Origin of the sequence: Paenarthrobacter sp. NPDC089988 (genome assembly GCF_044748465.1) — a bacterium.
In the GTDB taxonomy this organism is placed as follows: Bacteria; Actinomycetota; Actinomycetes; order Actinomycetales; family Micrococcaceae; genus Arthrobacter.
This window is the reverse complement of the sequence record NZ_JBIVGD010000002.1, coordinates 212,076-236,974: the sequence shown is the minus strand read 5'-3', so window position 1 is coordinate 236,974 and position 24,899 is coordinate 212,076. Positions and strand designations below refer to the sequence as shown.

Annotated in this window: 31 protein-coding genes; 6 read left to right on the top strand and 25 right to left on the bottom strand. The window is 59.9% G+C overall.

Annotation, left to right across the window (positions count from 1 at the left end; genetic code table 11):
- Nucleotides 1-3 precede the first annotated feature (3 nt).
- From ACIPV6_RS04405 to ACIPV6_RS04380, 6 genes are all read right to left on the bottom strand, one after another.
- Entirely contained in the window at nucleotides 4-948 is a 945-nt protein-coding gene (locus ACIPV6_RS04405) for an ABC transporter permease (protein ID WP_400269700.1), read from the bottom strand.
- Nucleotides 938-1,867 carry an ABC transporter permease gene (locus ACIPV6_RS04400; protein WP_400269699.1) on the bottom strand — a complete coding sequence of 310 codons (930 nt, stop codon included), beginning with the start codon at nucleotides 1,865-1,867 and terminating at the stop codon, nucleotides 938-940. The genes ACIPV6_RS04405 and ACIPV6_RS04400 overlap by 11 nt, the downstream gene beginning before the upstream one ends.
- A gap of 127 nt (nucleotides 1,868-1,994) precedes the next feature.
- A complete protein-coding gene (locus tag ACIPV6_RS04395) occupies nucleotides 1,995-3,677 on the bottom strand; it encodes an ABC transporter substrate-binding protein (RefSeq protein ID WP_400269698.1) in 1,683 nt (560 codons plus the stop codon).
- A gap of 307 nt (nucleotides 3,678-3,984) precedes the next feature.
- Nucleotides 3,985-4,323, bottom strand: a complete 339-nt coding sequence (locus tag ACIPV6_RS04390; RefSeq protein WP_400269697.1) for a DUF86 domain-containing protein — start codon at nucleotides 4,321-4,323, stop codon at nucleotides 3,985-3,987.
- Nucleotides 4,320-4,763 carry a nucleotidyltransferase domain-containing protein gene (locus ACIPV6_RS04385; RefSeq protein ID WP_400269696.1) on the bottom strand — a complete coding sequence of 148 codons (444 nt, stop codon included), beginning with the start codon at nucleotides 4,761-4,763 and terminating at the stop codon, nucleotides 4,320-4,322. The genes ACIPV6_RS04390 and ACIPV6_RS04385 overlap by 4 nt, the downstream gene beginning before the upstream one ends.
- A 37-nt stretch (nucleotides 4,764-4,800) precedes the next feature.
- Complete coding sequence (locus ACIPV6_RS04380; RefSeq protein WP_400269695.1) at nucleotides 4,801-5,313, bottom strand: hypothetical protein; 513 nt, start codon at nucleotides 5,311-5,313, stop codon at nucleotides 4,801-4,803.
- 981 nt (nucleotides 5,314-6,294) lie between these two features.
- Between ACIPV6_RS04380 and ACIPV6_RS04375 the strand changes: the two genes are divergently transcribed.
- Nucleotides 6,295-6,720, top strand: coding sequence for a hypothetical protein (locus tag ACIPV6_RS04375; protein WP_400269694.1), 426 nt, complete (start codon nucleotides 6,295-6,297; stop codon nucleotides 6,718-6,720).
- A gap of 56 nt (nucleotides 6,721-6,776) precedes the next feature.
- Here the strand turns inward: ACIPV6_RS04375 and ACIPV6_RS04370 are convergent, their stop codons facing one another.
- The 14 genes from ACIPV6_RS04370 to ACIPV6_RS04305 all read right to left on the bottom strand — a co-directional run bounded on the left by ACIPV6_RS04370 (nucleotide 6,777) and on the right by ACIPV6_RS04305 (nucleotide 14,522).
- Nucleotides 6,777-7,475 carry a hypothetical protein gene (locus tag ACIPV6_RS04370; protein WP_400269693.1) on the bottom strand — a complete coding sequence of 233 codons (699 nt, stop codon included), beginning with the start codon at nucleotides 7,473-7,475 and terminating at the stop codon, nucleotides 6,777-6,779.
- Nucleotides 7,475-8,278, bottom strand: coding sequence for a hypothetical protein (locus tag ACIPV6_RS04365; protein ID WP_400269692.1), 804 nt, complete (start codon nucleotides 8,276-8,278; stop codon nucleotides 7,475-7,477). The genes ACIPV6_RS04370 and ACIPV6_RS04365 overlap by 1 nt, the downstream gene beginning before the upstream one ends.
- Nucleotides 8,279-9,169: 891 nt before the next feature.
- On the bottom strand, nucleotides 9,170-9,952 hold the full coding sequence (locus ACIPV6_RS04360) for a hypothetical protein (RefSeq protein ID WP_400269691.1): 783 nt from the start codon (nucleotides 9,950-9,952) through the stop codon (nucleotides 9,170-9,172).
- Nucleotides 9,953-9,964: 12 nt separating this feature from the next.
- Nucleotides 9,965-10,165, bottom strand: coding sequence for a hypothetical protein (locus tag ACIPV6_RS04355; protein ID WP_400269690.1), 201 nt, complete (start codon nucleotides 10,163-10,165; stop codon nucleotides 9,965-9,967).
- Complete coding sequence (locus tag ACIPV6_RS04350; protein WP_400269689.1) at nucleotides 10,162-10,392, bottom strand: hypothetical protein; 231 nt, start codon at nucleotides 10,390-10,392, stop codon at nucleotides 10,162-10,164. The genes ACIPV6_RS04355 and ACIPV6_RS04350 overlap by 4 nt, the downstream gene beginning before the upstream one ends.
- On the bottom strand, nucleotides 10,389-10,691 hold the full coding sequence (locus ACIPV6_RS04345) for a hypothetical protein (RefSeq protein ID WP_400269688.1): 303 nt from the start codon (nucleotides 10,689-10,691) through the stop codon (nucleotides 10,389-10,391). Before ACIPV6_RS04345 ends, ACIPV6_RS04350 begins: the two co-directional genes overlap by 4 nt.
- 119 nt (nucleotides 10,692-10,810) lie before the next feature.
- Nucleotides 10,811-11,764 (bottom strand): hypothetical protein, encoded by a 954-nt coding sequence (locus ACIPV6_RS04340; RefSeq protein WP_400269687.1) that lies wholly within the window; start codon nucleotides 11,762-11,764, stop codon nucleotides 10,811-10,813.
- A complete protein-coding gene (locus tag ACIPV6_RS04335) occupies nucleotides 11,761-11,919 on the bottom strand; it encodes a hypothetical protein (RefSeq protein WP_400269686.1) in 159 nt (52 codons plus the stop codon). The genes ACIPV6_RS04340 and ACIPV6_RS04335 overlap by 4 nt, the downstream gene beginning before the upstream one ends.
- Entirely contained in the window at nucleotides 11,919-12,125 is a 207-nt protein-coding gene (locus ACIPV6_RS04330) for a hypothetical protein (RefSeq protein ID WP_400269685.1), read from the bottom strand. Before ACIPV6_RS04330 ends, ACIPV6_RS04335 begins: the two co-directional genes overlap by 1 nt.
- Nucleotides 12,122-13,243 (bottom strand): AAA family ATPase, encoded by a 1,122-nt coding sequence (locus tag ACIPV6_RS04325; RefSeq protein ID WP_400269684.1) that lies wholly within the window; start codon nucleotides 13,241-13,243, stop codon nucleotides 12,122-12,124. Before ACIPV6_RS04325 ends, ACIPV6_RS04330 begins: the two co-directional genes overlap by 4 nt.
- A 93-nt stretch (nucleotides 13,244-13,336) precedes the next feature.
- Nucleotides 13,337-13,672 (bottom strand): hypothetical protein, encoded by a 336-nt coding sequence (locus tag ACIPV6_RS04320; protein WP_400269683.1) that lies wholly within the window; start codon nucleotides 13,670-13,672, stop codon nucleotides 13,337-13,339.
- Nucleotides 13,672-13,977, bottom strand: a complete 306-nt coding sequence (locus ACIPV6_RS04315) for a hypothetical protein (protein WP_400269682.1) — start codon at nucleotides 13,975-13,977, stop codon at nucleotides 13,672-13,674. Before ACIPV6_RS04315 ends, ACIPV6_RS04320 begins: the two co-directional genes overlap by 1 nt.
- Before the next feature lie 169 nt (nucleotides 13,978-14,146).
- Nucleotides 14,147-14,329 carry a hypothetical protein gene (locus tag ACIPV6_RS04310; protein WP_400269681.1) on the bottom strand — a complete coding sequence of 61 codons (183 nt, stop codon included), beginning with the start codon at nucleotides 14,327-14,329 and terminating at the stop codon, nucleotides 14,147-14,149.
- Nucleotide 14,330: 1 nt separating this feature from the next.
- Entirely contained in the window at nucleotides 14,331-14,522 is a 192-nt protein-coding gene (locus tag ACIPV6_RS04305) for a helix-turn-helix transcriptional regulator (protein ID WP_400269680.1), read from the bottom strand.
- Between ACIPV6_RS04305 and ACIPV6_RS04300 the strand changes: the two genes are divergently transcribed.
- Both ACIPV6_RS04300 and ACIPV6_RS04295 read left to right on the top strand, forming a co-directional pair.
- Nucleotides 14,521-15,156, top strand: a complete 636-nt coding sequence (locus ACIPV6_RS04300; RefSeq protein WP_400269679.1) for a helix-turn-helix domain-containing protein — start codon at nucleotides 14,521-14,523, stop codon at nucleotides 15,154-15,156. The two genes, ACIPV6_RS04305 and ACIPV6_RS04300, sit on opposite strands and share 2 nt — an antisense overlap.
- Before the next feature lie 142 nt (nucleotides 15,157-15,298).
- Complete coding sequence (locus ACIPV6_RS04295) at nucleotides 15,299-16,255, top strand: tyrosine-type recombinase/integrase (protein ID WP_400269678.1); 957 nt, start codon at nucleotides 15,299-15,301, stop codon at nucleotides 16,253-16,255.
- Between the two features lie 31 nt (nucleotides 16,256-16,286).
- On the opposite strand, the gene ychF is transcribed toward ACIPV6_RS04295, so the two are convergent.
- The gene (gene ychF / locus ACIPV6_RS04290) at nucleotides 16,287-17,372 is read right to left on the bottom strand and encodes a redox-regulated ATPase YchF (protein ID WP_397322155.1); all 1,086 of its coding nucleotides are present in this window, start codon (nucleotides 17,370-17,372) and stop codon (nucleotides 16,287-16,289) included.
- 111 nt (nucleotides 17,373-17,483) lie between these two features.
- On the opposite strand from ychF, the gene ACIPV6_RS04285 reads away from it, so the two are divergent.
- Entirely contained in the window at nucleotides 17,484-18,734 is a 1,251-nt protein-coding gene (locus ACIPV6_RS04285) for a DNA recombination protein RmuC (protein WP_400269677.1), read from the top strand.
- Between the two features lie 144 nt (nucleotides 18,735-18,878).
- Here the strand turns inward: ACIPV6_RS04285 and ACIPV6_RS04280 are convergent, their stop codons facing one another.
- Both ACIPV6_RS04280 and ACIPV6_RS04275 read right to left on the bottom strand, forming a co-directional pair.
- Nucleotides 18,879-19,964: a 4-hydroxy-3-methylbut-2-enyl diphosphate reductase gene (locus tag ACIPV6_RS04280; RefSeq protein WP_400269676.1), complete on the bottom strand. Its 1,086-nt coding sequence runs from the start codon at nucleotides 19,962-19,964 to the stop codon at nucleotides 18,879-18,881.
- Nucleotides 19,965-19,973: 9 nt separating this feature from the next.
- Nucleotides 19,974-20,840, bottom strand: coding sequence for a hypothetical protein (locus tag ACIPV6_RS04275; protein ID WP_400269675.1), 867 nt, complete (start codon nucleotides 20,838-20,840; stop codon nucleotides 19,974-19,976).
- 171 nt (nucleotides 20,841-21,011) lie between these two features.
- On the opposite strand from ACIPV6_RS04275, the gene xseA reads away from it, so the two are divergent.
- A complete protein-coding gene (gene xseA / locus ACIPV6_RS04270) occupies nucleotides 21,012-22,289 on the top strand; it encodes an exodeoxyribonuclease VII large subunit (protein ID WP_400269674.1) in 1,278 nt (425 codons plus the stop codon).
- Between the two features lie 76 nt (nucleotides 22,290-22,365).
- Entirely contained in the window at nucleotides 22,366-22,608 is a 243-nt protein-coding gene (locus tag ACIPV6_RS04265; RefSeq protein ID WP_400269673.1) for an exodeoxyribonuclease VII small subunit, read from the top strand.
- Nucleotides 22,609-22,736: 128 nt separating this feature from the next.
- Here ACIPV6_RS04265 and ACIPV6_RS04260 read toward each other — a convergent pair whose 3' ends face one another.
- On the bottom strand, nucleotides 22,737-23,591 hold the full coding sequence (locus ACIPV6_RS04260) for a polyphosphate kinase 2 family protein (protein ID WP_400269672.1): 855 nt from the start codon (nucleotides 23,589-23,591) through the stop codon (nucleotides 22,737-22,739).
- A gap of 51 nt (nucleotides 23,592-23,642) precedes the next feature.
- Nucleotides 23,643-24,863 carry a pyridoxal phosphate-dependent aminotransferase gene (locus tag ACIPV6_RS04255; RefSeq protein ID WP_397322146.1) on the bottom strand — a complete coding sequence of 407 codons (1,221 nt, stop codon included), beginning with the start codon at nucleotides 24,861-24,863 and terminating at the stop codon, nucleotides 23,643-23,645.
- Nucleotides 24,864-24,899: the final 36 nt, after the last annotated feature.

Sequence of the window (24,899 nt, the reverse complement as noted above, 5' to 3'; positions counted from 1 at the left end):
TCCTTAGCGCTGACGGCTCTTGGGATCAAGAGCATCGCGGACGGCGTCGCCAAGCATGATGAAGCTCAGGACGGTGATGGACAAGGCTGCTGCCGGGAAAAGCAGGATGGACGGATTTGTCCGGATGGAAGCCTGCGCACCGGCGATGTCGTTACCCCAGGACATGATGCCCGGAGGCAATCCGATACCCAAGAAGGACAGCGTTGCTTCGGCGACGATGAAGACGCCCAGTTCCAGCGTTGCCAAGACAATGACCGGTGCCAAGGCGTTGGGCAATGCGTGGCGAACGAGTGCACCGAACTTTGACACGCCCAGCGAACGGGCAGCTGTGACGAAGTCGGCATTCCGCACCTCAATTACCGCACCACGGGTAATTCGCGCCATTTGTGGCCAGGCCAACAGCGATATGACCAATACCACCGTCCAGACGCTCCGGTTCTCCCGGAACAACGGCAGCTGCGTAATGACGAGCGCACCCAAAATGAGCGGCAGCGCGAAGAAAATGTCACCCAAACGTGCCAGAACGGCATCCAGCCAACCACCGTAGTACCCGGCCAGAGCGCCCAAGGTGACACCAATGACCAGAACGCACAATACCGAGAGCACACCTACAGACAAGGAAGCCTGTGTACCGTGAACCACGCGGGAGAAAACATCACAACCCTGAAGGGTGAAGCCGAAGGGGTGCCCCGCCGTCGGACCTCCCTCGGAATTGGCCAGCTGGCAGTCATTGTTGGGAGCAACACTGGTGAAAACACCGGGGAAGATCGCCACAAAGGTCAAGAAAAGGATAAGCAAAGACGAAACGATAAACATCGGCCGGCGGCGCAACTTGCGCCATGCGTCAGCCCATAAGCTCAAAGGAGCTTCGTCCACCTTGACAGAGTCGGTGGCTTGAAGGGGAGTCTCGTCGACGGGAGCGACGAAGTGTTCTCGGTTACTGGTCATAGCGGATCCTCGGGTCAAGCCAGGCGTATAGGAGGTCGACAAGCAGGTTGGCCGCCACGAAGACGAGGACGAGAACGCTGACGATCGCCACGACTGTAGGTCCTTCGCCTCGCAAGACGGCCTGATACAGCTTGTTGCCAATGCCGGGAACGTTGAAGATGCCCTCGGTGACAATTGCTCCGCCCATGAGTCCACCAAGGTTGGCACCAAGGTAGGTGACAACCGGAATCAAAGAGTTGCGGAGGATATGCGCCATCACGACGCGGGGCCGGGAAAGGCCCTTGGCAGTAGCCGTACGAACGTAGTCGGCATTCATGTTTTCGATGACCGAGGCCCGGGTCAGACGCAGAACGTAGGCGAAGGACACCAGCCCGAGGACAATGGCCGGAAGAAGCAGATTGCCCCAATCGGCGTTGCCACCCACGGTCGGCTTGGCCCAGCCGAGTTGGACACCAAAGACGAGTTGGAATACGAAGCCCAACACGAATGTAGGCACGGCAATGACGATGAGGGAAGTAACCAGGACCGTGGAATCAAATAGCTTGCCCTTGCGGAGTCCTGCGAAAACGCCAAATGCAACGCCAAAGACGGCCTGGATAATGATTGCTTCAATCGCAAGCATGGCGGTTACGGGGAACGCCCTGGCCAGCGCTGCTGCGATGGGCTGCTGGGTGAAGTCGACCCCAAGATTGAACGTGAACAGGTTCTTGAGGAAGATCCCGTACTGGACCCAGAACGGTTGGTCCAGATTGTATTGAGCACGCAAAGCGTCGATGACACTTTGCGGTGGCTGGCGGTCACCAAACAGTGCAGCGATAGGGTCGCCGGGAAGTGCGAAGACCATGTAGTACACAAGAAGGGTGGTCCCTAGGAAGACCGGGATCACCTGAAGAAGTCTACGAAGAATGTAGCGAACCACAGGGTCACCTCTTTCCGTTGATTAATCGATGGGGTGTCATTTCTACCTTCCTGCCGCAGCAGGCGAATGGGGGCCCGGCTTCGAAGCCGGACCCCCATTGCCTTACGGCAAGCTCAGATCCTGCGGATTACTTCGCTTCGATGTTGAAGTAGCGAATGCCACCGTTCCAGCCGGTTTCGGCCGAGATGACGTTGTTGCTCCACACGATCGCACGAGCCTGGTCCCACAGTGGGAGACCGGGAAGGTCCTGGAACAGGACTTCCTGTGCTTGGTTGAACTTTGCGTTGGCTTCCTCGGTGGACTTGGCCGCCAGGCCTTCCTTGAGGAGCTTGTCGAACTCAGGGTTCGAGTACTTCTCGTAGTTGGAGGAAGCGTTGGTTGCCCAAACCGGGCCGAGGAAGTTGTAGAGCGACGGGTAGTCGCCCTGCCAGCCTGCACGGGTCAGGCCCGGGAGAGACTGCGACTTGCGCAGGTCCAGGACTTCGGCGAACTTGGCGAACGGCTGGATTTCAGCCTCGATGCCGAGATTGTTCTTGAAACCGTTTGCCACGGCTTCGATCCATTCCTTGTTTCCGCCATCAGTGTTGGAGGCGATGAGGAGCGGCTTGGATCCGTCGTAAGGCTTGATCTTCTCAGCCTGGGCCCACAGGTCCTTGGCCTTGGCGGCGTCGAAGTTGAGCACTTCACTGCCCTTGAGGTCTGCCTTGAAACCGTCGATGACTGGCGGGGCGAAGGCCTTGGCCGGGGTACGCGTACCGCTGAAGACAACCTTCGCAATCTCATCGCGGTTGATCGCGTAGGAAAGTGCCTGACGGCGGAGCTTGCCGGCTTCTCCCTGGAAGTTCGGGTTGTACGGCGGGATGTTCAGCGTGGAGTCGGTTGCCACCGGCTTGGTGGAGTTCCGGTCCGGGAAGTCCGTGGTGTAGGTCTTCAGCGCGTTGGACGGGATGACGTCGGTGATATCAAGGTTGTCGGCCTGCAGGTCCGTGTATGCGGGGCCCGGGTCGGTGTAGAACTTGAAGGTCACGCCACCGTTCTTGGCAGCACGCGGACCTGTGTAGTCGGCGTTCTTGACCAGGGAGATGGACTGGTCGTGTACCCAGGCCCCTTCCTTCGCCATCTTGTACGGGCCGTTACCAATCGGGTTCTCGCCGAACTTCTTCGAGTCCTTAAGCGCCTCGGAGGGAAGCGGGAAGAATGCCGAGTAGCCCAACCGCAGCGACCAGTCGGCCTCAGGCTGAGCGAGCTTTACGGTGATCGTGGAGTCGTCCTTGGCTACCAGGCCCGACATGGTCTGAGCGGTGGGTGCCGGAGTCGAGGTCTTTTTGCCGTCGGCGCCCGTGGTCTCAGTGACCGCGCTGACATCGGCGTAGCCCTCGATGGACTCGAAGAAGAAGCCATTGTTCTGGAGGTTGGTGCTCAGCGCAGCAAAGTTCCACGAGTCAACAAACGTCTTGGCCGTAATGGCCTCGCCGTTGGTGAACTTGGAACCGGACTTCACCTTGATGGTCCAGTTTTGTGAGTCGGTGGTCTCAATGGACTCAGCCAAAGCGTTGACCGGCTTGCCGTCGGCGTCGTACGTGCGAAGGCCCTCGAAGAGCAGTTCGACTACGCGGCCTCCGTACACCTCGTTGGTGTTGGCGGGAAGCAGCGGGTTCTGCGGTTCGTTGCTGTAAGCGGTGATGACCTTGTTCGGATCGACCGCGGCTGAACTGTTCGTGTTGCTGCCGGAGCCACCGCCGCAACCAGTCATTGCGAGGGCGACGATCGCCGCTACGCCTAGAGCTTTGGAAGTGCGCGAGAAACGCATTCCGCCTCCTATGAGTCGTGGAGTTGATCAGGGGAAGTTTCGTGATTTCCCCCAGGCGCAGGCACAGATTCCTACTGTGACGTTGCCTACATGTGAGTGTAAGCCTACCCACATTGTGTCCGGATGTTGGAACAAACCAGCCAAACTGTAACCGTTCCGCAACCTCCACTTGCCTAATTTGCCGGGGATTTCAAGTCAAAGGCTACTCGGTGGTAATATTCGCTGTCTGACAGCAGGACAGGACTGTTTCGGGCAAGAAATAGCCCCGGTCCACGCTGGTTTCTTCAGCTGAACCGGGGCTTACGTGCTAGGCGCCGTCCAGGGACTCGAGGTATCTCCCAATTGCGGGAAGGTCAATCATGAGGGTGTCCCAAACGGCCTCGTAGTCGGTGCCTTCGTCGTGATGGGCCAGGCGATCCCTCATGCGTTTGATAAGCGACCACGGCACCTCGGGATGCTTCATGGCGGTTTCCGCGCTGATCCGGGCCACGTTCTCCCCTATCTTGATGATCAGGGACTCCGCCGCGAGACCTGGAACGTTGTCCGGATCGGAGGTGTACCAACGATGCCCACGGGCAACCAGATCGGCTCCGACATGGCAGAGTCGGAGTATCTCCTTCAGCGCGGCAGCGTCCCGTTGATTCACACTGCGACCGCCGTCGTCAGGATTTCGTGATCTGCACGCAGCCCGCCGTCCGTGACGACATCGACCTCGACTCCCAGCAATTCAGTTGCTGCGACGGCGAACGCGGCCACCGTCAACAGTCCGATGCCCTCCGGACGAGTCACCAGGATGTCCAGGTCACTCCCCGGACCATCGGTTCCACGTGCGGCCGACCCAAAGACGCGAACGTTGCTGAATCCATAACGGTCGGCCAATTCACGTAGCTCCTGTGCCCGCAAGGCAAGGACCACGTGCGGCAAGGGACGCGCAGCGGCACGAAGACGATCCAGCATCCCCCGGGATGCCTTGCGGCGGCCCGATTCGTACGCCGCAATGTTTGGCTGCGCCACTCCGGAGCGCCGGGCCAACTCACCCTGGCTGATTCCGGCAGCCTCACGGAGTTCCCTCACGGCATTGCCCATACCGCCATAATATCGCGTGATATACCGTCGTCCCAGGCTAACCAATGAGATAAACAAAGCCACGGTCGGAGGCCGCCAGATCATTGACGAAAGCCCGCGCCCGCTGCAGGTAGTCAACGGCGTAGGAGACGTTCGAGTCCCTCTGGAAACGCAAGGAACCCTGCAACCAGTTTCCCAACTCTGCGTCAGTGATGTCGCTCAAGTCTCGGGCGATTGCCGGCACATCCATCGGTGGCAGCACCCGAATCCATGATTCCCAGCCGTCATAATGCATGGTTACCTCGCCCTCGAACATGCGAAAGGCCGGTCTTGCATCCGCTCCTGTCCTGGACGGGGCAGTGAAAGCCTGCAGTTCCCTCCATGCCTTGTCCAAGTAGAGCATGTCGCGCTCAGGTTTGGATTGTTCGAAAGTGGGAAAACCGACCTCAGCTCCTGATTCGAACCCCCAGGCATCTGCGAGTGGATCCGATGACATAACACTTCTTGGGTCGGCGAGTACCCGATCAGTCATATCTCCGTCGAAGGCAAATGCGTAATATCTGATTCCCATTTGCCCAGTATTGCCAAGTAGGTGGCCGCTGAGAGGCGTTCCATGGCGCTATGTGGACAACTCGGTGGGACAGGACTGTTCTTGGGCAAGAAAGAGCCCCGGTCCTGCTGATCTCTCAGCAGGACCGGGGCCATGTTGGCTCGTAAGACTAGACGTTGAAGCGGAACGTACCTTATATACCCGCGCGATGTCGCGAGGCGTTGGGATCGCCGGATTCTAGCGCTTTGAGCGATTGGCTGACACAGCGCTGAATCGTCCTCTTGCGGACCTCTTGCGGACTTTCTGCGGACTACTGAGCCCTTTATGCTCTCTTGGGGACCCTTGGCGGTTGGCCCCGCTTTGGAATCCTCGGCGCAGGCCGGGAGGTCTTCTGTGGCGGTGTCTTGCGATTCATTGCCGTGATCGCTTCCACGTCCTCGGGTGAGAACCTGATTTCGGTGCCGAACTGATGGTGAGGCCATGCCTGGGACTTCTTGAGTCGGAAGGCTGTAGAGCGGCTGATGCTGAACAGTGCTGCCACTTCTAGGATGGTTCGGAATCGTTCATTGTCGGGGATATTCATGCAGGCGACCGTACAGACTGCCTGAGACGCGCTGACAACCCGTGACACAACACTCTATTGCCCAAACACTAGGCTCTACCCGACGCCACCCAGATTCCTACTCCGGACTACCTGACCGGTTGTAGGAAGGTGATCAAAAAAGGGCTCAAAGTCTTACAGCGGTGACCGGGACGATTACAGGTTAGTGAGCGGTGCACGTCTCGCTATCGATGTAGTCGGGATCCTTTGTCCCGTCTGCCCTTGTCGGCATGGGAATGTAATCGATCTTGAACAGAGTATGTCGCTTACACACGACGCAATATCTCGTCTCGTATTTAGTTTGCATACCTCGCATGATAGCCGGGGAGTCCCAACTTTGTAGCCAGCGTAACTTATCGCATAAAACATGAGACACGTCACCTCACGGATACAGTGAGCACATGAAAAGCCAGGGGACACTCTTCAAAATTTCGGCAATAACAGCCATAGCAGGCGTCGTGCTGCCGGCAATTCTGTTGCTTGCATTCGGACGCGTCACCGGAAGCGCGGGCACTACTCTCACCGTACTGGTAGTGGTTCTGCTCATCCTTAGCGCCATAACTACCTGTGTAGCTCTTGCGGTGTACAAAGAACAAGGCAGACGACCAGGGAGCACGCCACTCATTTACGCCGTTATCGCATTCCCGTCTGCCTTCGTCCTCATGTTTGCCTTCCTGGTTTCTCAGTTCGCGGGCATCGCCATGATCGCCCTGGTTGCCGGAGCTACCAGCATCCCCGCTCTCGTGATTGGCCTCGTCAAGAAACTTTCAGTGAAGACGGCCCCGGTTATCTACGAAACTACCCACTTGCCCGAGGCGCTAAAGTAGGACAATTAAAAAGAGAAGCCCCCCACTCTCTTTGAGAGTGGGGGGCTTCTCTTTGCTTACTGAAGTTCTGGGTAGCGGGACTTCATGTAAGCGTGGACCGCGTTCCTATCCGTCACGCTGAGCTGCGTAGGCCAGTAGATCAGCTCGCGAATGTATGACCCTTGGCTTGCTGTAGCAGAGCCAAAGTAGATGCCGCCGAAGCTGGGCACTGCTGTGACGCCCGAGGGGTCTGTGACCTCCGTCGAGTCGGCACGGATGATGTAGGAGAACCCTGCATCCGCCGCCTGAGCAACCATCATGAATATCCAGCCGTCATGGTTGACACTCGTCAGAGTTGGGCCGCCCGATGAGCCTTGGTAGTAGCCCGTAGTGCTACGGCCCATCGTGGTTCCAGTTATGGCTGCAACGTCTGTAACTCCTGCTGCTGCCTTGAATACGGCTGCGATGGTCATCGGCCTCTGCGCAGTGTGAACAGGGTTGAGCAGGCGCCCACCGACAGTAGTACCTCCGGGAGAGTACAGGTGCCGTATCCCGTTTTCGGTGCCAACGGTCACTGCGGGCGTTCCGCCCGCAGTGGCCAAGGTTGCCGGAATTGTGCCAGCTACAGAGTTCCACGAGCTGACAACGGAACCATCAGGGGCATCAATGTGGTTCGCGATGAACCGCGAAGCGTAACCACCCACGCCAGGGGTGCGGATGATGCGTGGTGCCGTGTTGGACGCCACTGCGCCAACTGCGGTGATGAGTTTTGACATTACAACCAGCCTCGATTCTGTGCCTCTTGGTAAACGCGGGCTGCGACGGCGGTGCATCCTGCGGCGTTGATGTGAGTTGAGTCGGACGGCAGTCGAAACGACGTTGGGGTGTAGCCGTTCGCGATGTCCGTGTTGTCCTGCGTGGTGAAGGTGATCCCTGCTGCGTCAGCCGCCGCCTGAGTCCTCAGGTACGTTGCGATATCCAACCAGAACTCCGGAAACGCGCCTTTGATAGCCGCGTTCAAGTCAGCCAAGTAGGCCTTCCGGTCTGCGCTCTCGCCTGCCGTGGGGACCACTTCCATGACGATGATGCGCTTCACGTTTGGAGAGAGGTAGTCGATTGAGGAACGGATCGAGGCGAGAACGGACGTGATGGGTGTAGACCAGGTGACATCGTTCCTGCCGGACCAGATCGTAGCGGTCCGGTCCCGGTAGTTCTTTCCGTTGGTCGGTGTGAAAACGGACTTGGCAGGGATTGGGTAGACGCCGGCGATATCCGGGGTGAAGGTCACGTTGCCCGTGGTGAGTTCCCGGATTACGCCCGGAACACCAGCTAGCGTGCCTGGGACCGTCCTGGTGCCACTTGCAAGGACCGGCTTGTTAATGATGGACGTGACGACAGTGTTGCCGCTGGATGCTGTGACATTGCCGGAGACGGTAACAATCGCCGGCTGCCCACCCTGCCGCGCGGAAATCTGGGCCGCAGTCTGCTGATACCAGCCACCGTTAAAGTGGTTCCTGCCAGTCAGCGCTGACAGCTTCGTAACCCACGCATCAACGCCCGTAACCGCATTGTCAGTCATGGAGTCGCCCCAGTGCGCCCAATCAAGCGACGGGAACGGTGAAACGCTGGAACCCTGAGATGTCGTGTCTGGGAAGATCACTTGATCCTTCTCGTTCACAACAACAAACTGCTCTCCCGAGTCAAGAGCAACGTCCTGGACTCCAACTGATTTGCCAACGCGAGAAGCCGCGTAGGGTGTCAGGTCACCATCGAACCCCAGCATTAAGGCGGTCTGCTTGTCGTCATTGCCCACGACTCCGAATAGAATCCCTGGCACTTCCCCAGGGTCAAGCAACCGAGGGTCACTGGTGAAGACCAAACCCGCCGTGGACTGGGCCATGTCGGCAGCCGAAGCAGCCACGGATGGGTCACTCGCGATAGCTTCGGCAACTAGTGGCGGAACCTTACCTCGTAGCGCCTCGTTCAAAACAACGGAAGACTCTGATCCGGAACCCAATGCCTCAGCAACAGCCGAGTCATTCAACGTAAGTGGATCACCATCAAAGTCAGCGCGGGCTTCAAGGCTTACTAAGCGTGCGCGCGCATTACCTAGCAGATCCTGAGCCGTCTGCGCATTCGCAGATATAACGTCATTCCCTAGACGAACCGGCTCATCACCGTCCGGTTTTTTAAAGCCGAGCAAAGTTGTCTCTACAGCCAAAATGGCTCCTACATTCAAGCAAAACCCGCCAACTGCGGGAACACGTGAGGCGGCATCGCGCCACCCCGAAAGTTTTGAACCCTCCGCGGACTCTTTTCACCTCACCGGCGGTCTGACGCACTGCCCCGTCTAGGTCCCTCCCCCTGGGGGTGTGGGTGCCTCTGTGGGGGCCTTTGTCAGGTGTCGTTGGGAGTCCGTGTGCTGGGGCCGCGCCATTAGGGGTCAACGGCACGGCCCCGTATGCATCCCTTAGGCTGCTGCTACGTCTTCGGGATCGTAGATGTATGGCGAGTGTCCGCCCATGGGTCCGGGCTTGTACCTTGTCTCAAGGTCAGCCGGTCGGCGGTATGGCTTGTACTGGTCAAGCGGTGGCGCGGTGATGGTTACGCCGAGCTTGTGTAGTGCTGCCCATCGTCCTGTTCGCCCGTCCGTGGTTTCCCACGCTTCCCAGACGCGACGGCGGTGCTTGTTGCCGGGGTCGGTGGTGAGTGGAAGGTGCCCGTCGTTGCCGGGGAGATTCAGGCCTGCGAGTTTCGCGGCTGTGGCGAGCGCGGGGATCTGCCCGTTGAGTTCCAGTGCGTGGATTGGTGCTTCTGCCCATGCTTGCCGTGCTTTGGTTGGGGCGGTCATGAGTTGTTCGGGGCGGCTGTCGGGGTCCACGGCGTTCATGTCCGCGACGAGCTGCGCGGCGGTCTTGTTGAAGCCGCTGCGGAGGGTTTCGTAGTTGGCTGCGGCGACCTTGACTATTTCGTCGCGGAGTGCAGGGTAGATCTGTTCGGCGACTTTGAGCCGTACTTTGCCGATGATTTCCGGGCCTACTTCTTCGGCCAGGGCGAGTGAGTACAGTGCGCTGCCGTCTTCGCCGCTGATGATGGAGTCCGCTAGTCGTGTAGCTGCGGTGGTTTCCTGGGTGAGTAGTGCTGTCCACCGGTCGCGGATCTGTTCGTATCCGGTCGTGGTACTTCCGCCGGCTTCGGTGACAGTCTGCATTTCGCGGATGAGTGCGTGGGTGAGGTCGATCATGGTTGTCATGAATGATTGTCCTTAGAGTTCTGTGACGATTTCGGCGCCGCCGAATTTTGCGGCAACGCTGTTGATAAGGGCGTCGGATCCGAGCCCCAGGGGCTCGGCGGGTGGCGGGGTGGTCTGCGCGGGTTCTGGCGTCTCGCTGAGGCATGGCCCGTCTCCGCGCTGGAGTTCGCACATGACGATTCGCTTGATGTCAGTGCAGTTGCATTCGGTCATTGGATTACTGGTCTTTCTGTTGCGTCGATGATTTCGTTTGAGAGTCGTATGGCGTCTTCTGTGGTGAGGACGGATAGCACGTGCCTGTCGCGGAAGATGATGACGGCTGGTTCGTGTGTGCCGTCAGGTTTTTGCTGGATGCCGGCGCGGGAGTAAGTGCGGTAGCCGCCGTCGATGTTCTGCCAATAGCGGTCAGCGTGAGCCCGGAAGGGATTGCCAAACTTCATGTTGTTTTCCCGTTTCTGTGCCTTGCGAGAATTTCACGGATGATGCTTTGCGGATCGGCTACGGGAATGCCGCCCGGTAACCGTCCGCGGGTCTTATCGAGGAAGTGCGGGATTACTGCCTCGGAGAGCCCTAAGGGGTTTTCCTGGTGGTATTTCTCCCAGGAGCCGCTTTGTTGGAGCTTTACGAGTTCCGCGGTGATCATGTTGACGGTGCCGGCGCATTCGCGTTGCGCCATGTGGCATCCGTAGGTTCGGCCTTCGAGGCTGATTTCCCGCCAGATTTTGGCGAACTCGTTCACGCCGTTTACTTCGTGAGTGAGCTGCTTGTGTTCGTTGGTGGTTCGGCACGGGCATTCGAAGCAGGGTTCCGCGGCTGCGGGTCCGTCCGTGGTGGCCGGGTCAACTCTGGTTCGTCTGGTCACGTACGTTTCCCTTTCGTGGAGATGCTGGCGAGTTCGGTTAGTTGGAGCAGTGCGGTCATCGGAAAATCAAGTTGCGCGATGTCACCCGCTTGTTGGGTGGTGACGGATTCGATGTCGGCAGCGGCCTTGAGGAAGGCTTGTCCGTGCTGTGTCGTGGTGGTGAATCGCACGTATGCCCCACCTGTTTCCATCGCGTTTCGGTAGTTCATGGAGAACTCGTCTGGGTCTGGGTTCAGCAGGAACGGCAGACGATCCGGGAACTTCGCGTCGATCACTTCGCGGAAGTCTTGGCACGAGCTGACGGTTTGGATTCCTGTATTGCTCATCGCTGCCAGGAGCGGCCTGATCTGAACGTCTACAACAGTGCTATTACCGTCTGCTAGTCGCAGCGAGGCACCTTTGTGCATGGCCTCATACGACGCTGGTTCTCCCATGACGTTGTACATCCGCTCCACATTTCCGAGGCCGAAAGCCCAGAATGGAGAGTCCGCATCAACGTCCGACTGCGGATCCCTGATGAGGTCAGAGTCGAAGCCTTCCGGGACGATGAAGGGCGGTCCCTGTTCACCCCTCATGCGGGCGTAGATGGTTTGAATCGCGTCCCGAGACAGGCCGGTAGTGCGGGCTTCTAGATAGGCGCTGTGGCTGGGGTAGGTTTTCGCGATCGTTAGTTCCCGAAGGATAGCGAGAGTTGCGCCCGCACATTCGGGACGTTTCCCTGTTTCAACCGGTGTCACGTATCCCATGGCTTTCGTCTGTTCGTCATGGAGATGGATGTCAGGGGCGAAGACATGGCAGGCGAAGAAGCCACCCTTTGAGATGCCGCGCCAATCCACGATGAACTGATCGTCGTAATTCCCGCTGGTGTGCTCTCGTCCCGCGTTCGATTTGCGGAAGGGGCATTCCTGGCAAGGGTTCCCACAAGCAGACGCAAGTTCCGGGGTTGTCACGCTGCAACCTCCTGCCCGTTGGCGAGTGCTTCGTATCTGCGCTGCCAATACCGAGCCCGTGAAGCTTCATGCTCGGCACGTTGGCGCCATAGTGTCGCTTGGGCGGGCCAGTCCCAGAGTTCGACGGCGTGGGGGTTGTAGTCGTATCCGGCCATTACTGTGCCGCCTTCCTGTTCTTTCGTTCGCGGTCTACGTTTCCCGCGGCTTTGTGCCCGGTTGGGTCTTTATGGAGCGTGGTTTTGCCGTGATGTGTCTCAGGGGTGTTCTTCGAAGCCATGAGCGCTTGGTGGTAAGTGAGTGCGAGATTCCGCCAATGAATTGCTTGGAAGCGGTAATAGCTGGCAAGTTCGGCGTCAGTCATGCGGCTTCCCCAGATAGGGGTGTTACATGTGTTTCTTGTGTTACGTCTTCGAATAGCTCCGGGTCAGAAGTAACACTTGTAACAGATGTAACAGGGGTATAGACGCCCCGTGATGGGTTGCTGATCCGGCCTGCTTCGTATGCTCTGCGGAGGTAGACGCGGGCGGTGGAGTCGTCCAGATGTAGGAGTGTCGCAACGTCTTTGGCTTTCATGCCTTCGGGGTACTTGTTGACGACTTGGATAACTTCGGCCATGCGGTCATTCACGCCGTCAGTCGTGCGGGCGTCGATAGCTGCTTTCGCGGCTTCGGCGCGGGATCCGCCTACGAGCACCCAGTTCCCCGTTCCGGCTTGTTCAAGGATGTATTCACCCTCTGCCGCGTCCCTGCTGGTCACCTGTAGCTGCGCTTGCGTTTCGTGGCGGGAACGCTTGAGCAAGACGATGGTGTCTGCTGCCCCGGCGATACCCTGGGTTCCGCTCACCGCGTCCAGGAAGTCGGCGCCGTCCATCTTGCGGGTGTGGTGCACGATGATGATGCTGGATCCGGGATTGTCGTCAGCGAGGCGCTTGAGTGCGCCCATAACCCGGTAGTCCCTGTCGTACTGGGTTTCGCTTCCCGCAGCGGACGGCATTGCTTTACCAAGAGTGTCCAGGATGACTAGCGGGTTCTTGCCGGGGTGCCGGTCCATGAATTCCCGAATGGTTTCCACCATGTCACCGCGTGGAACATCGGTGAGGAATGTGAGGCTGTTGCTGAGGCTGGTTACGCCCAGGGTCCGAAGCCTGGATTGCAGGCGCCGTGGGCCGTCTTCGAGTGCGAGGTAGAGCACGGGAGCCGGTTTGGTTGTAACGCAGCCGAGCACCTTCTTTCCGGTGCTGATAGCAATGGCTATGCCCAGGACGAGCCATGATTTGCCGATCTTCGGGGCTGCGACAAGGAGCGTGAGCCCTTCGGGAATGATGCCGTCCACTACGTACACAAGTTCCGGGAACACCTGTTCAAGGAGCCAGGAACCAGTGAATGCTTTCTTGAGCTTCGAGGGGGATTCGTCTTCGTAGGCGTCGGCGCAAAAGTAGTCAGGAATGTCGCGGGTTGGGTTGAGCTGCGTGTCGGTCAAGTTCAGTCCTTGCGTCTGATGTGGTCTGTTCCGTTGTTTTGCAAGGGCCGGTGTGGGCGCTCATCTCCACACCGGCCCTAGTCCTGGGCGCTATCAAGCTGCCGGCTTGTGCTGCTGTGCTCTGGCGAAGTGATCCAGGAAGAGTGATTCCCATGCCGAGGCAATTTCATCTGACTCTGCGGTGATGATCAGGTTGAAGTCCGGGCGCGCCCAACCGTGGGGATCTGGGAATCGCTCCATGCCGCCGTATTCACGAGGGAACCGGAACGGCCTGTATCCGTGGACGCGAATTTCCACGATGGAGCCTTGTGGGAGTCGGGAGATGTCCCATGCATGGACTCGATCCAGCTCAGCGGAGTCATAGGCGACGGATCCGCGGGTGGTGCGGTCAAAGCGGGCAACATCGATGGTGATCTTCTTGCTGATCATCAGAGATGCCCCTCAAAGAACTCGTGGTCGGAGTTGTAGGCGAGGCGGAAAAGTTCAGCCCACAGCCCGCCTGCCATTACCTTCTTGGGGTTCTCAGCGCCCAGCCATGCCGTATAGGCGGCGTCTGTCAGCAGTTCTGGCGCCAGCTTGTTCGCCCTTGCGAGGCGTAGCACCGTTTCCGCGTATCGGGCGTGGCTTACTTCTTCCTGGAACTCAGCCAGTGCGGAAGCTGTGACGCTTGATGCTTGGTCGAAGTGGTCACGCCACGTTGCGTAGACATCGGTCGAGGGATCGGTTAGAGTCATTGCAGAAGACATAACGGTGAGAACCTATCTATTTCTTGTTGTTATTGATCAGGCGGGTTGGACTTGCAAGGGCAAATTGCATGGTTCGGCCCGCTTTTTTGTGCATTCCGTATTTGACTGCCCCCCCGGCTGCCAAACACTCTTGATGGTGGCTCTGAGTCCACTTGTGCTATTCGATGACGGTCAGTCCTTCTGGGTGGCACTGTTGGCGTTCGCCGTTCTCCCAGGTGACCCATACGCCCCGGCTAGTTACGCGCCAAACCTTGCCGATAGGGCCGTTTGCCTTACCGGACATTCCGACATACTTCACGCGCCTGCCGGCGAACTTTGCCTTCCACTCGTCAAGGCTCATCTCAAGCAGCGTTCTCAAATGCTGCGTCGATGTAGTCGCTAACGTCTGACTCGCGGAATACTCGACGGCCCCCAATTTTGGCGGATTTTGGTGCGGTTCCTTGGTGGATCATCCAACGTAGCTGCGCCTCTGACTTGCGGAGTCGTTCCGCAGCTTCTCCTAGCGTTAGCAACGTAGTTGGTGATGGTGTCATGTCGCTCCTAGTCGTTTGGGAACTAAGAAGAATAGTTCTTGTAAGACTATTGTGGCTGGATGTTGAGATTGTTGTCAACCCCCTGGGGAATACATACACTATTCGCATGGAGAATACTGATGGACCGGTAGGTATAGGTGAGGCGACGGAGCGAGCCTTCGGGGCTCGGGTAAGGGAACTTCGCACAGCGCTAGGCATGACGCAGGCTGACCTTGCGGCCAGGATGACAACCCTGGGCTACGGAATGTCCCAGACCATGATCGCCAAGTTAGAGCGTGGGGCCCGCCCCACTTCAGTCGGGGAATTGGCCGTGTTGGGTGACATCTTGGCTGTTCCCCTGCCGAGCCTCCTTGCGGGTGAGACTCTGCCCCCAGAGATTGCCCGCATCAACGAACTCAGGATTCGCGTGTACAACAAGGCGTCCGCGATTGTGGAACTTAAGCGCGAGATGGAGAAGGTTGCAACATCTCTCGAAGTTCAAAGAGTCGGCTTGGAGGGCTCTGTTCGTGTCTACAATGAAGCGCTGTCAGCGGCGATCAACGCCCGCGGCGCCGACTGGCTGGCCGCGTGGGGAATAGACGGTAACGACGAGCTAGACATTCAGCGCGATCTTTCGGGGTTCCTAAATGGCTAGCATTCAGAAACGTGACAACGGTTCTTGGCGTGCCAGATACAGAGACGACGCAGGCAAAGAACATGCGCGGCACTTCCCCCGGAAGATAGATGCTCAACGGTGGCTCGATGAAGTGACGGCGTCTGTCGTTACAGGCAGCTACGTGGATCCGAAGTCTGGGCGGATCACGCTTGCCAGTTTCTTCGCTGAATGGTCGGGCCGGCAAATATGGGCCGATGGAACCACGAAAGCTATGAGCTTAGCCGTGCGCTCGTGCACGTTCGCTGACATCGAGTTCCGAAGCCTCAAGCGCTCCCATGTTGAGGCGTGGGTGAAAAAGATGAGCCAAGACGGCTTGGCGCCAGGAACAGTAAAGACGCGCTACAACAATGTTCGTTCGGTGCTGCGCGGAGCAAAGAATGATCGGTTACTAGCCGTGGATCCGGCTGAGGGAGTGACGCTCCCCCGCGCCCGTAAGGCTGAGTATGCCATGGCTATCCCGTCGCCAGAAGATGTCGGCAAGCTCATGGCCGCATCGGAGGTGTGGTTTCAGCCGTTTGTTGCGATGTGCGCCTTTGCAGGCCTACGCCTCGGGGAAGCTGCGGCTGTGCAGCTCAGTGATATCGACTTTCTGCGCAGGACTCTCAACGTACGGCGCCAGATACAGCGGGCCGGCAAGGGGCAGGTTTCCATCACGCTGCCCAAATACGGCTCTGAGCGCGTCGTTCACATCCCGGACGGGTTGGTGCAGCTTCTAGCGACACACGTTCAGCAGATCGGCGTACACGGCCAGCAGCAGTGGTTATTCCTAGGTGACCAGGGCTTGCCTCCGCATCAGAACACCACTGGCTATTGGTGGCGTAAAACAGTAAAGGCCGCAGGCCTTGAAGCTGTGAGACTCCATGACCTGCGGCACTACTATGCTTCTGGTTTGATTGCTGCTGGCTGTGACGTTGTGACCGTGCAGCGGGCCTTAGGCCACTCGAAAGCAACCACCACCCTGAATACCTACGCGCACCTCTGGCCCACTGCCGAGGACCGCACCAGAACCGCCGCTGGCGCAATGATGGATCACGCTCTCGGCAATTCTGCGGACTCCTTGCGGACTCGGCAAACCTAACCCCAACAAGCAAGCGGGAAAACGGCCTCAATCACACGTTGAAGCGGAACTCCACCACGTCGCCGTCGGCCATGACGTATTCCTTGCCTTCGATGCGGACCTTGCCGCGAGACTTGGCCTCAGCCATGGAGCCGGCATCGATGAGGTCGTCGAAGGACACAACTTCGGCCTTGATGAAGCCGCGCTGGAAGTCGGAGTGGATCACGCCGGCTGCTTGCGGAGCGGTGTCACCTTGGCGGATGGTCCAAGCGCGGGTTTCCTTGGGGCCGGCGGTCAGGTAGGTCTGCAGGCCAAGGGTGTGGAAGCCGACGCGGGCCAATTGATCCAGCCCGGATTCGCTCTGCCCGTTCATTTCCAGCATTTCGCGGGCTTCTTCCTCGTCCAGTTCGACGAGGTCAGCCTCAAGCTTGGCGTCAAGGAACACCGCATCGGCGGGGGCAACGAGCTCGCGCAGCTCATCCTGCTTGGCGGGGTCGCCGAGGATGCCTTCGTCGGCGTTGAAGACGTAGATGAAGGGCTTGGCCGTCAGGAGGCCGAGCTCCTTGAGGTGTCCCATCTCCAGCTTGTCGCTCTTGATCGACGAGAAGATGGTGTCGCCGCGTTCGAGCACAGCTTGTGCAGCCTTGATGGCGTTCAGTTCGGCCGCTTCACGCTTCTTGATCTTGACTTCTTTTTCGATGCGCGGGATGGCGTTTTCGATCGTCTGGAGGTCGGCCAGGATCAGTTCGGTGTTGATGGTCTCCATGTCGGAGCGCGGGTCCACCTTGCCGTCGACGTGCACAACGTCGGGGTCGTCGAAGACGCGGACAACCTGGGCAATCGCCTCGGCTTCGCGGATGTTGGCGAGGAACTTGTTACCCAGGCCTTCACCCTCCGATGCGCCCTTCACAATCCCGGCGATGTCCACGAAGGACACCGGCGCGGGCAGCAACTTCTGCGAACCGAAGATCTCGGCCAGCTTCGCCAGGCGCGGGTCCGGCAGGTTCACGACGCCGACATTCGGTTCGATGGTTGCGAAGGGATAGTTCGCAGCAAGCACCTGGTTGCGGGTCAGTGCGTTGAAAAGGGTTGATTTGCCGACGTTGGGCAGTCCGACGATGCCAATAGTAAGAGCCACGAGGATTGATTCTACCCGGAACGACCGCAGACTTGCTTGTTGAAACCGGCACCGAAGGGTCACACGCGAGGCCGCACTAAAACTGTCGTACCCCTGTGACAGGGTTACTGCATGGATGGATTTGGATTGGTTCTGGCCCTGCTCATGCTGCTGATCGGAGCGGCCGTCGGACTTGGCATCGGGTACGTGCTCTTCCAGCGCCGGGGCGCGGGATTGGAAGCGGACTTCGACGCCGTTTCGTCCCGCCTTTCGGAGGTGACAGCCCAGTTCGCGGCCGCCGACGCCGAACGCCGGCTTTTGTTCGCACAGAACCGGGAACTAAGCGAGGCACGGAATTCGGACGGCAGCGTCCTGCGCGCCCTTGCCCCGGTCGCCGAGAAGCTCACCGCAGTCCAGCAGCAGGTCTCGCTCCTGGAACGCGACCGCGCGGAACAGTACGGGCAATTGGCCCAGCAGTTGCAGGACGCCCGGCTCTCCGATGAGCAACTCCTCAGGTCGACGCACGCTTTGGCATCCGCACTGCGATCCAACAGTGCCCGCGGTCAGTGGGGCGAGGTCCAGCTTCGCCGTGTGGTTGAGGCCTCGGGTATGTTGCGCCACGTGGACTTCCACGAGCAGGTGCATTCCGCACGCAGCGACAACACCCTGCGTCCAGACCTTGTGGTCCAGCTTCCCGGGGGCAAACAGCTGGTAGTGGATGCCAAGGTGCCCCTGGCTTCATACCTGGCAGCGCAGGAGCAGCTCCACGGCGAGGGTGCCCTCGGTGAATCAGTCACGCCTTCAGCCAATCAGGATCCCAAAGTGCTCCTTGCCCAGCACGCCAAGGCGCTCAAGGCCCACATCGACGCCCTCGCTTCGAAGAAGTACTGGGACATCCCCGGCAACTCCCCCGAACTGGTCATCTGCTTCCTGCCCGCCGAGTCGATCCTGGCCTCGGCCTTGGAAGCGGACCCGGCCTTGTTGGAGCATGCCCTGTCCAGGAACGTGGTACTGGCTTCGCCGGGAACGCTCCTCGCGGTCCTGAAATCCGTTGCCTTCACGTGGCGGCAAGACGTACTCACAGACAGCGCCCACGAACTCTTCGAACTCGCAAGGCAGTTGTACGAGCGGATGGGTACGCTCGGCGAAAATGTCGGGAAACTGGGCACTTCCCTCAAAACGTCCGTGGATCGCTACAACGCGTTGGTGGGAACTTTGGAGGCGCGGGTTCTGCCCACGGCCCGCAAACTCAACACCATGGACGACGCCGGACTTGTCGCCCCGCCGTCGGTGGAGGCCGTGCCGCGCTCCCTCGCAGCGCCGGAGCTTCTGGCAGTGGAGTCACGGGACGAAACGGACCACGACCGCGAGTCGGCCGCCTAGGAAAGCGGCCAGGCGACCTGTGGAGGGCTTGGGTAAGCAACTCTTCACCGCTTCAGCCAAAGTGCCGACAAGAAGAAACGGCCCCGGCTGGGTGACTCTCACTCATGTGACAATCACCCGGCCGGGGCCGGTTTCTGAATCTTTCTAGGACGTAGGGCGGTTTCCGCGTCCACCAAGTGCCCGGCTTACATCGCCGGCCTGCTTCAGGGTAGCGCGCAGTTCCTTCGGCAGGGAGAAGAGCAGGTCTTCTTCGGCCGTCACCACTTCCTGGACTTCGCCGTAACCGTAGTCTGCGAGCAGCCTCAGCACCTCCTGGACCAGAACCTCCGGCACCGAAGCGCCGGATGTGACGCCTACGGTGGCAACGCCTTCGAACCAGCGTTCATCCACCTCATTGGCAAAGTCCACGCGGTACGACGTCTTTGCACCGTACTCCAGGGCAACTTCGACCAAGCGGACGGAATTCGATGAGTTGGCCGATCCCACCACGATCACGAGGTCGGCCTGCGGAGCGATCTTCTTGATGGCTACCTGGCGATTGGTGGTTGCATAGCAAATGTCGTCGCTGGGCGGATCCTGGAGCGTGGGGAACCGTTCCTTGAGCATGCGCACGGTTTCCATGGTCTCGTCAACGCTCAAGGTGGTCTGGGAAAGCCAGATGGTCTTTTCAGGGTTGCGGACCGTTACCTTGCCCACTTCATGCGGGCCATTAATGATCTGGATATGGTCCGGGGCTTCACCAGCCGTACCTTCTACTTCCTCGTGGCCATCGTGGCCGATGAGCAGAATGTCGTAGTCCTCTTTCGCGAAACGCACGGCTTCGCGGTGAACCTTGGTCACCAACGGGCACGTGGCGTCGATGGTGCGCAGGCCGCGATCCTCAGCCGACTGCACCACGGCAGGGGAAACTCCGTGGGCAGAGAAGATCACCAGGGCACCCTCTGGGACCTCGTCCGTCTCGTCGACGAAGATGGCGCCCTTTTCCTCAAGGGAGGAGACCACATGGACGTTGTGGACGATCTGTTTGCGGACATAGACCGGAGGGCCGTAATGCTCCAAGGCCTTTTCGACCGCGATGACGGCACGGTCGACGCCCGCGCAGTATCCACGCGGGGCAGCCAGAAGGACCTTCTTGGTCCCGTTCACAGGAGCAGCCGCCAGTACCTCTTCAGGAGATCGACGTCTGCGGGGAACCGTGGGCATCGGAATGGAGACTGCTGTGCTGGTCATCCTTCCATGCTACCGGGCAGTGGTGGCCCGGTTCGCCGAAGGTGACCGCCGTCTCCCGGCTACCAACCACCCAAGGAATCCCAATGCCATGACGGCAGCCGAGACCCAAACATCCACGACTATCCATTGGCCAAAGCCGGACCGCGACGACTCGAGGAACTCCTGCTTGAACAACTCCGCCACACTGTTGCCGCTGGAAATGTTCTGGACCGAACTGACGGCGAGGTCCGCCGTCGTGCTCCAGAGGGCAGCCAGAGCCAGCCCGCCAAGTCCCAGGAAAACGAAAACCAGCGCGCGCCTGCGTGCCGCGGCCAGCGCGAGCAGAACCGACACACCGGCGCCCAAAGCGGCAACCCACCACAACGGGGCGAAAGCGGATACGCGCTCCACGATCTGCCGCTGCGACGGTTGTCCCAACGTCACCACGCTTTCAGCCGGCACCTCCAGGGTGATCCCGGTGGACGAGGCGAAGTGGTCCCTGATGAGCCGGACCAGCGGCGCGATATCCAGGAGCAAAGCAGTGGGGGAACCGGATTCTTCGGTTTGGCCGCCAAAATTGAGGCGGTGGCTGTTCCGGACCGTTTCTTCCCAGGCCTGCGGATAGTCGCTCCACGATTGCATGCCGTTCGCAGCGCCCTTGAGGGCATCGCCCGCGAGGTTGCGAACGGGCTCGGGCAGTTGCACGGAGGACTCGAAGGTGCTCACGGCCGCGCCGGTCAGGCGGTTCTGAAAGTCGGGATCCTTGCCCAGGGCACCGGCCATGCGAACGAACCCGTCCTCCTTGACCACATTCGCATCAACCCATGCTGCAGGCACGGCCACGGCTGTGAGCAGCAAAGCGAGGATCACTCCCACTGCTGAGACAAAAGTACGCAAGGTCTACCTCGGTGCTAGGGGGCTGTCCAACCATCCTAGGTCTGTCCACATACAGGGAAAAATATGGGACCCGGCGGCTGCGGCTATGGATAGAGTTGGAAGGCAGCCCGGTAACCGGCGGGCGCAAGGTTACCGAGGACAGGCGCATGCAGGAAAGAGCACGGATCACCCATGTCAGCTGAAGCCAGCCCCGAATCGACCTTGCCTGCAACTGCTGCCGAGACCAGTCCGGACAACCCGTGGCCCCTGCAATTGTTGTCGCGGAAGCTCAAGGCCCACATCGAACGTGCACCTGCTGCATGGATCGAGGGCCAGGTGATCGAAATGAACCGGCGCGGCGGCAACGCGTTCCTCACGCTACGCGACGTCGACGCGGAGATCTCATTGCCTGCTTCGGTGTGGTCCACGGTGCTGGACCGCCAACGGACTCCGCTGGAACGCGGCTCACGCGTGGTGGCCTTGGTGAAAGCCGATTTCTGGGTGAAGACCGGGCGACTCAACATGTCTGTGAAGGACATCAGGCCGGTGGGCCTGGGCGATCTCCTGGCCCGGATAGAGAGGCTCCGGCAGGCCCTGGCGGCAGAAGGGCTTTTCGCCGATTCCAGAAAGCGGAAGCTGCCGCTGCTCCCCCACCGCATTGGATTGATCACGGGCCGCGATTCGGACGCTAAGAAGGACGTCCTGCGCAACGCAGCGCTGCGTTGGCCAGCCGTCGAATTCGATGTCCGCGAGGTGGCAGTCCAAGGCAACACCGCGGTCTCGCAAATCATTGGCGCCCTCAAAAAGCTGGATGCGGATCCGCACGTGGATGTCATCGTCCTCGCCCGTGGTGGCGGTGCCCTGGAAGACCTCCTGCCTTTCAGCAACGAGGACCTGATCAGGGCCGTGGCCGCCGCTACAACCCCGGTGGTCAGTGCCATCGGCCACGAAGCCGACCGGCCGATCCTCGACGACGTTGCCGACCTCCGCGCCTCGACGCCAACGGATGCAGCCAAAAGGATCGTTCCGGACGTCTCCGAAGAGCTTGCGGTGGTCCGGCAGGCCCGCGACCACCTGCGCCGCAGCATCGGGAGGATGGTGGACCGGGAAACGGACCGGCTGCACGCCCTGAGGTCGAGGCCGGTTTTGGCCACGCCGGACACCCTCGTGGCGGTCCGCGCACAGGACATCGACAGGTTGCAGCAGAGGTCCCACTCTGCCGTGAATACAGCTGTGCTGCGGGCCCTCGACCAGGTGCATCACCTGCGCGCGCAAGTTCGGGCGTTGTCCCCGCAAAAGACACTGGACCGTGGTTATGCCGTGGTGCAGATCGTGGGCGAGGACCAGGCGGGCCACACTGTGGTCAGCAGCCCGGAACAGACGCCGGAAGGAACGGCTTTGGCCATCCGGGTTGCGGAAGGACGATTCCGGGCAACGTCCGTGGGGCAAGGCCAGATCGCCGGGCGATGATCCCAGGACACGAACGACGGCGCACTATAGACCACCAACCGGCCCTAGCGGCCGGGACACCAGCCAAAGGAAACCCATGACCGAAAACCCCGCACACGCCTCCGAGTCGCTCGACGCCCTGAGCTATGAAGACGCCCGTGAACAATTGGTGGCCGTCGTGGGCCGCCTCGAGGCCGGCGGCGCAAGCCTGGAAGAGTCACTCGCCCTGTGGGAACGCGGCGAAGCGCTGGCCAAACGCTGTGAGGACTGGCTGGAAGGCGCCCGAAAGCGGCTCGCAACGGCCCGCGAGGCAAGCACCGAATCCGGGGAGGGTCAGTAACCGGGTGCTGCCCCGCGACCGACGGGCAATCCCCTATTGCCCGCGTCCGACGGCTAAGCCGCTACTGACAGGAAGAAACGGCTGACCGGACGGCACGCGGCAGCCTCGCACGCCCGCCGAAGGACAGTTCAGGACTCGACCACCAAGGCACGTTCAGCGGCAACGTCAAACTCCGCCTTGGGCCAGTCCAGGGACATCCCGCGAAGGGCCTCCAGCAACAATTCCTGAACAGCGATGCGCGCGTACCACTTCTTGTTGGCCGGAACCACGTGCCACGGGGCGACGACAGTGGATGTTTTCTCGAATGCGACGCTGTAGGCGTCCATATAGTCGTCCCAGAATGCCCGCTCGGTGAGGTCGCCGCGACTGTACTTCCAGTGCTTGGTCGGATCGTCCAACCGCGCGATGAGGCGTCTTTTCTGTTCGTCCTTGCTGATGTTCAGCATGACTTTGACAATGGTTGTTCCCTGCTCGGCCAGCCGCGCCTCGAAGTCATTGATGGCTGAATACCGCCGCTCCAGTTCCTTGGCGTCGGCCCATCCATGCACCCGGTGGATGAGGACATCCTCGTAATGGGAGCGGTCGAAGACACCCACCATGCCTGCAGCCGGAACCTGCTTCTCGATCCGCCACAGGAAATCGTGGGCTTTCTCTTCCTCCGTGGGTGCCTTGAAGGCCGTGAGGTGGACACCTTGCGGGTCCATGGCACCCACAACATGGCTAACGGCCCCACCCTTGCCCGCTGTGTCCATGGCCTGGAGGATCAACAGCAACCGTTTGGGACTGCCGAACTTTCCGGACGCAAACAATTGCTCCTGGAGTTCGGCCAGCCTGGCATCCTGCGCGCCGAGCAAGGCCTTGCCGTCCATCTTGTTGCCTGCGTAGCCCGGCGTTGATTCGGGATCCACATCCGCAAGTGAGAATCCCGAACCCACCCTCAAGACTTCTGCTGGACTCTTGGCGAACTCAACCGCAGCGACCATGGCTTGCCTTCCTGCCGGGCGGCGCCCCGGCGGCGCAGCATGGAACTCAGGCTAGTTGCCCGGGTACCTCGACAGGAAGTCCGCCATGCGCCCGATCGCCTCTTCGATGTCCTTGACGTTGGGCAGGGTGACCATGCGGAAGTGGTCCGGACGTACCCAGTTGAAGGCCCGGCCGTGCGAGACCAGAATCTTCTGCTCCCTCAGGAGATCCAGGACGAACTTCTCGTCGTCCCGGATGTGGAAGACCTCCGGATCCAGTTTGGGGAACAGATAGAGGGCTCCCCTGGCCTGCTGGGTGCTGACGCCGGGAATGGCGTTCAGGAGGTCGTACGCCTTGTTCCGCTGCTCCAGGAGCCGACCGCCGGGAAGGATGAGGTCGTTGATGCTTTGGTAGCCGCCCAGTGCCGTTTGGATGGCGTGCTGGGCAGGCACGTTGGCGCACAGGCGCATGTTGGCCAGCAGGTTGATGCCTTCGAGGTAATCCGCGGCGTCCTTCTTCGGCCCGGAAATGGCCATCCAGCCGGCCCGGTAGCCGCACACGCGGTACGCCTTGGACAGGCCGCTGAACGTCAGGCACAGCACATCGTCGCCCGTCAGGCCGGCAAGATTCACGTGGACGGCGTCTTCATACAGGATCTTCTCGTAGATTTCGTCCGCGAAGATCACCAGGCCGTGCTTCTCGGCCAGAGCCACGATCTTCTTCAGCGTCTCTTCCGGGTAGACCGCTCCTGTGGGGTTGTTCGGGTTGATGACCACGATTCCCTTGGTGCGCGGCGTGATCTTGGCTTCCATGTCCTCAAGGTCGGGCTGCCAGCCGGATTCCTCGTCGGTGAGGTAATGGACGGGCCGCCCGCCGGCCAGGGCGACAGAAGCCGTCCACAGGGGGTAGTCCGGGGTGGGAATCAGGACCTCATCGCCGTCCTCGAGCAGCGCCATGAGGGACATGGTGATGAGCTCGCTGACGCCGTTGCCAAGGTAGATGTCGTCAACGTGGATGTTCTGGATACCGCGGGTCTGGTAGTACTGGGACACGGCCGTCCGGGCGGAGAAGATGCCGCGTGAATCGCTGTATCCCTGGGCGTTGGGGAGGTGGCGGATCATGTCCACCAGGATGGCGTCAGGCGCTTCGAAACCAAACGGTGCCGGGTTTCCGATGTTCAGTTTGAGGATACGGTGACCCTCCGCCTCCATTTGCTGGGCGGCCTGAAGAATCGGTCCACGGATGTCGTAGAGGACATTATGAAGCTTGGTGGACTGCTTGAAATTCGCCATTCCTCAAATATGCCATAGCGGTCATGGACTTCCGTT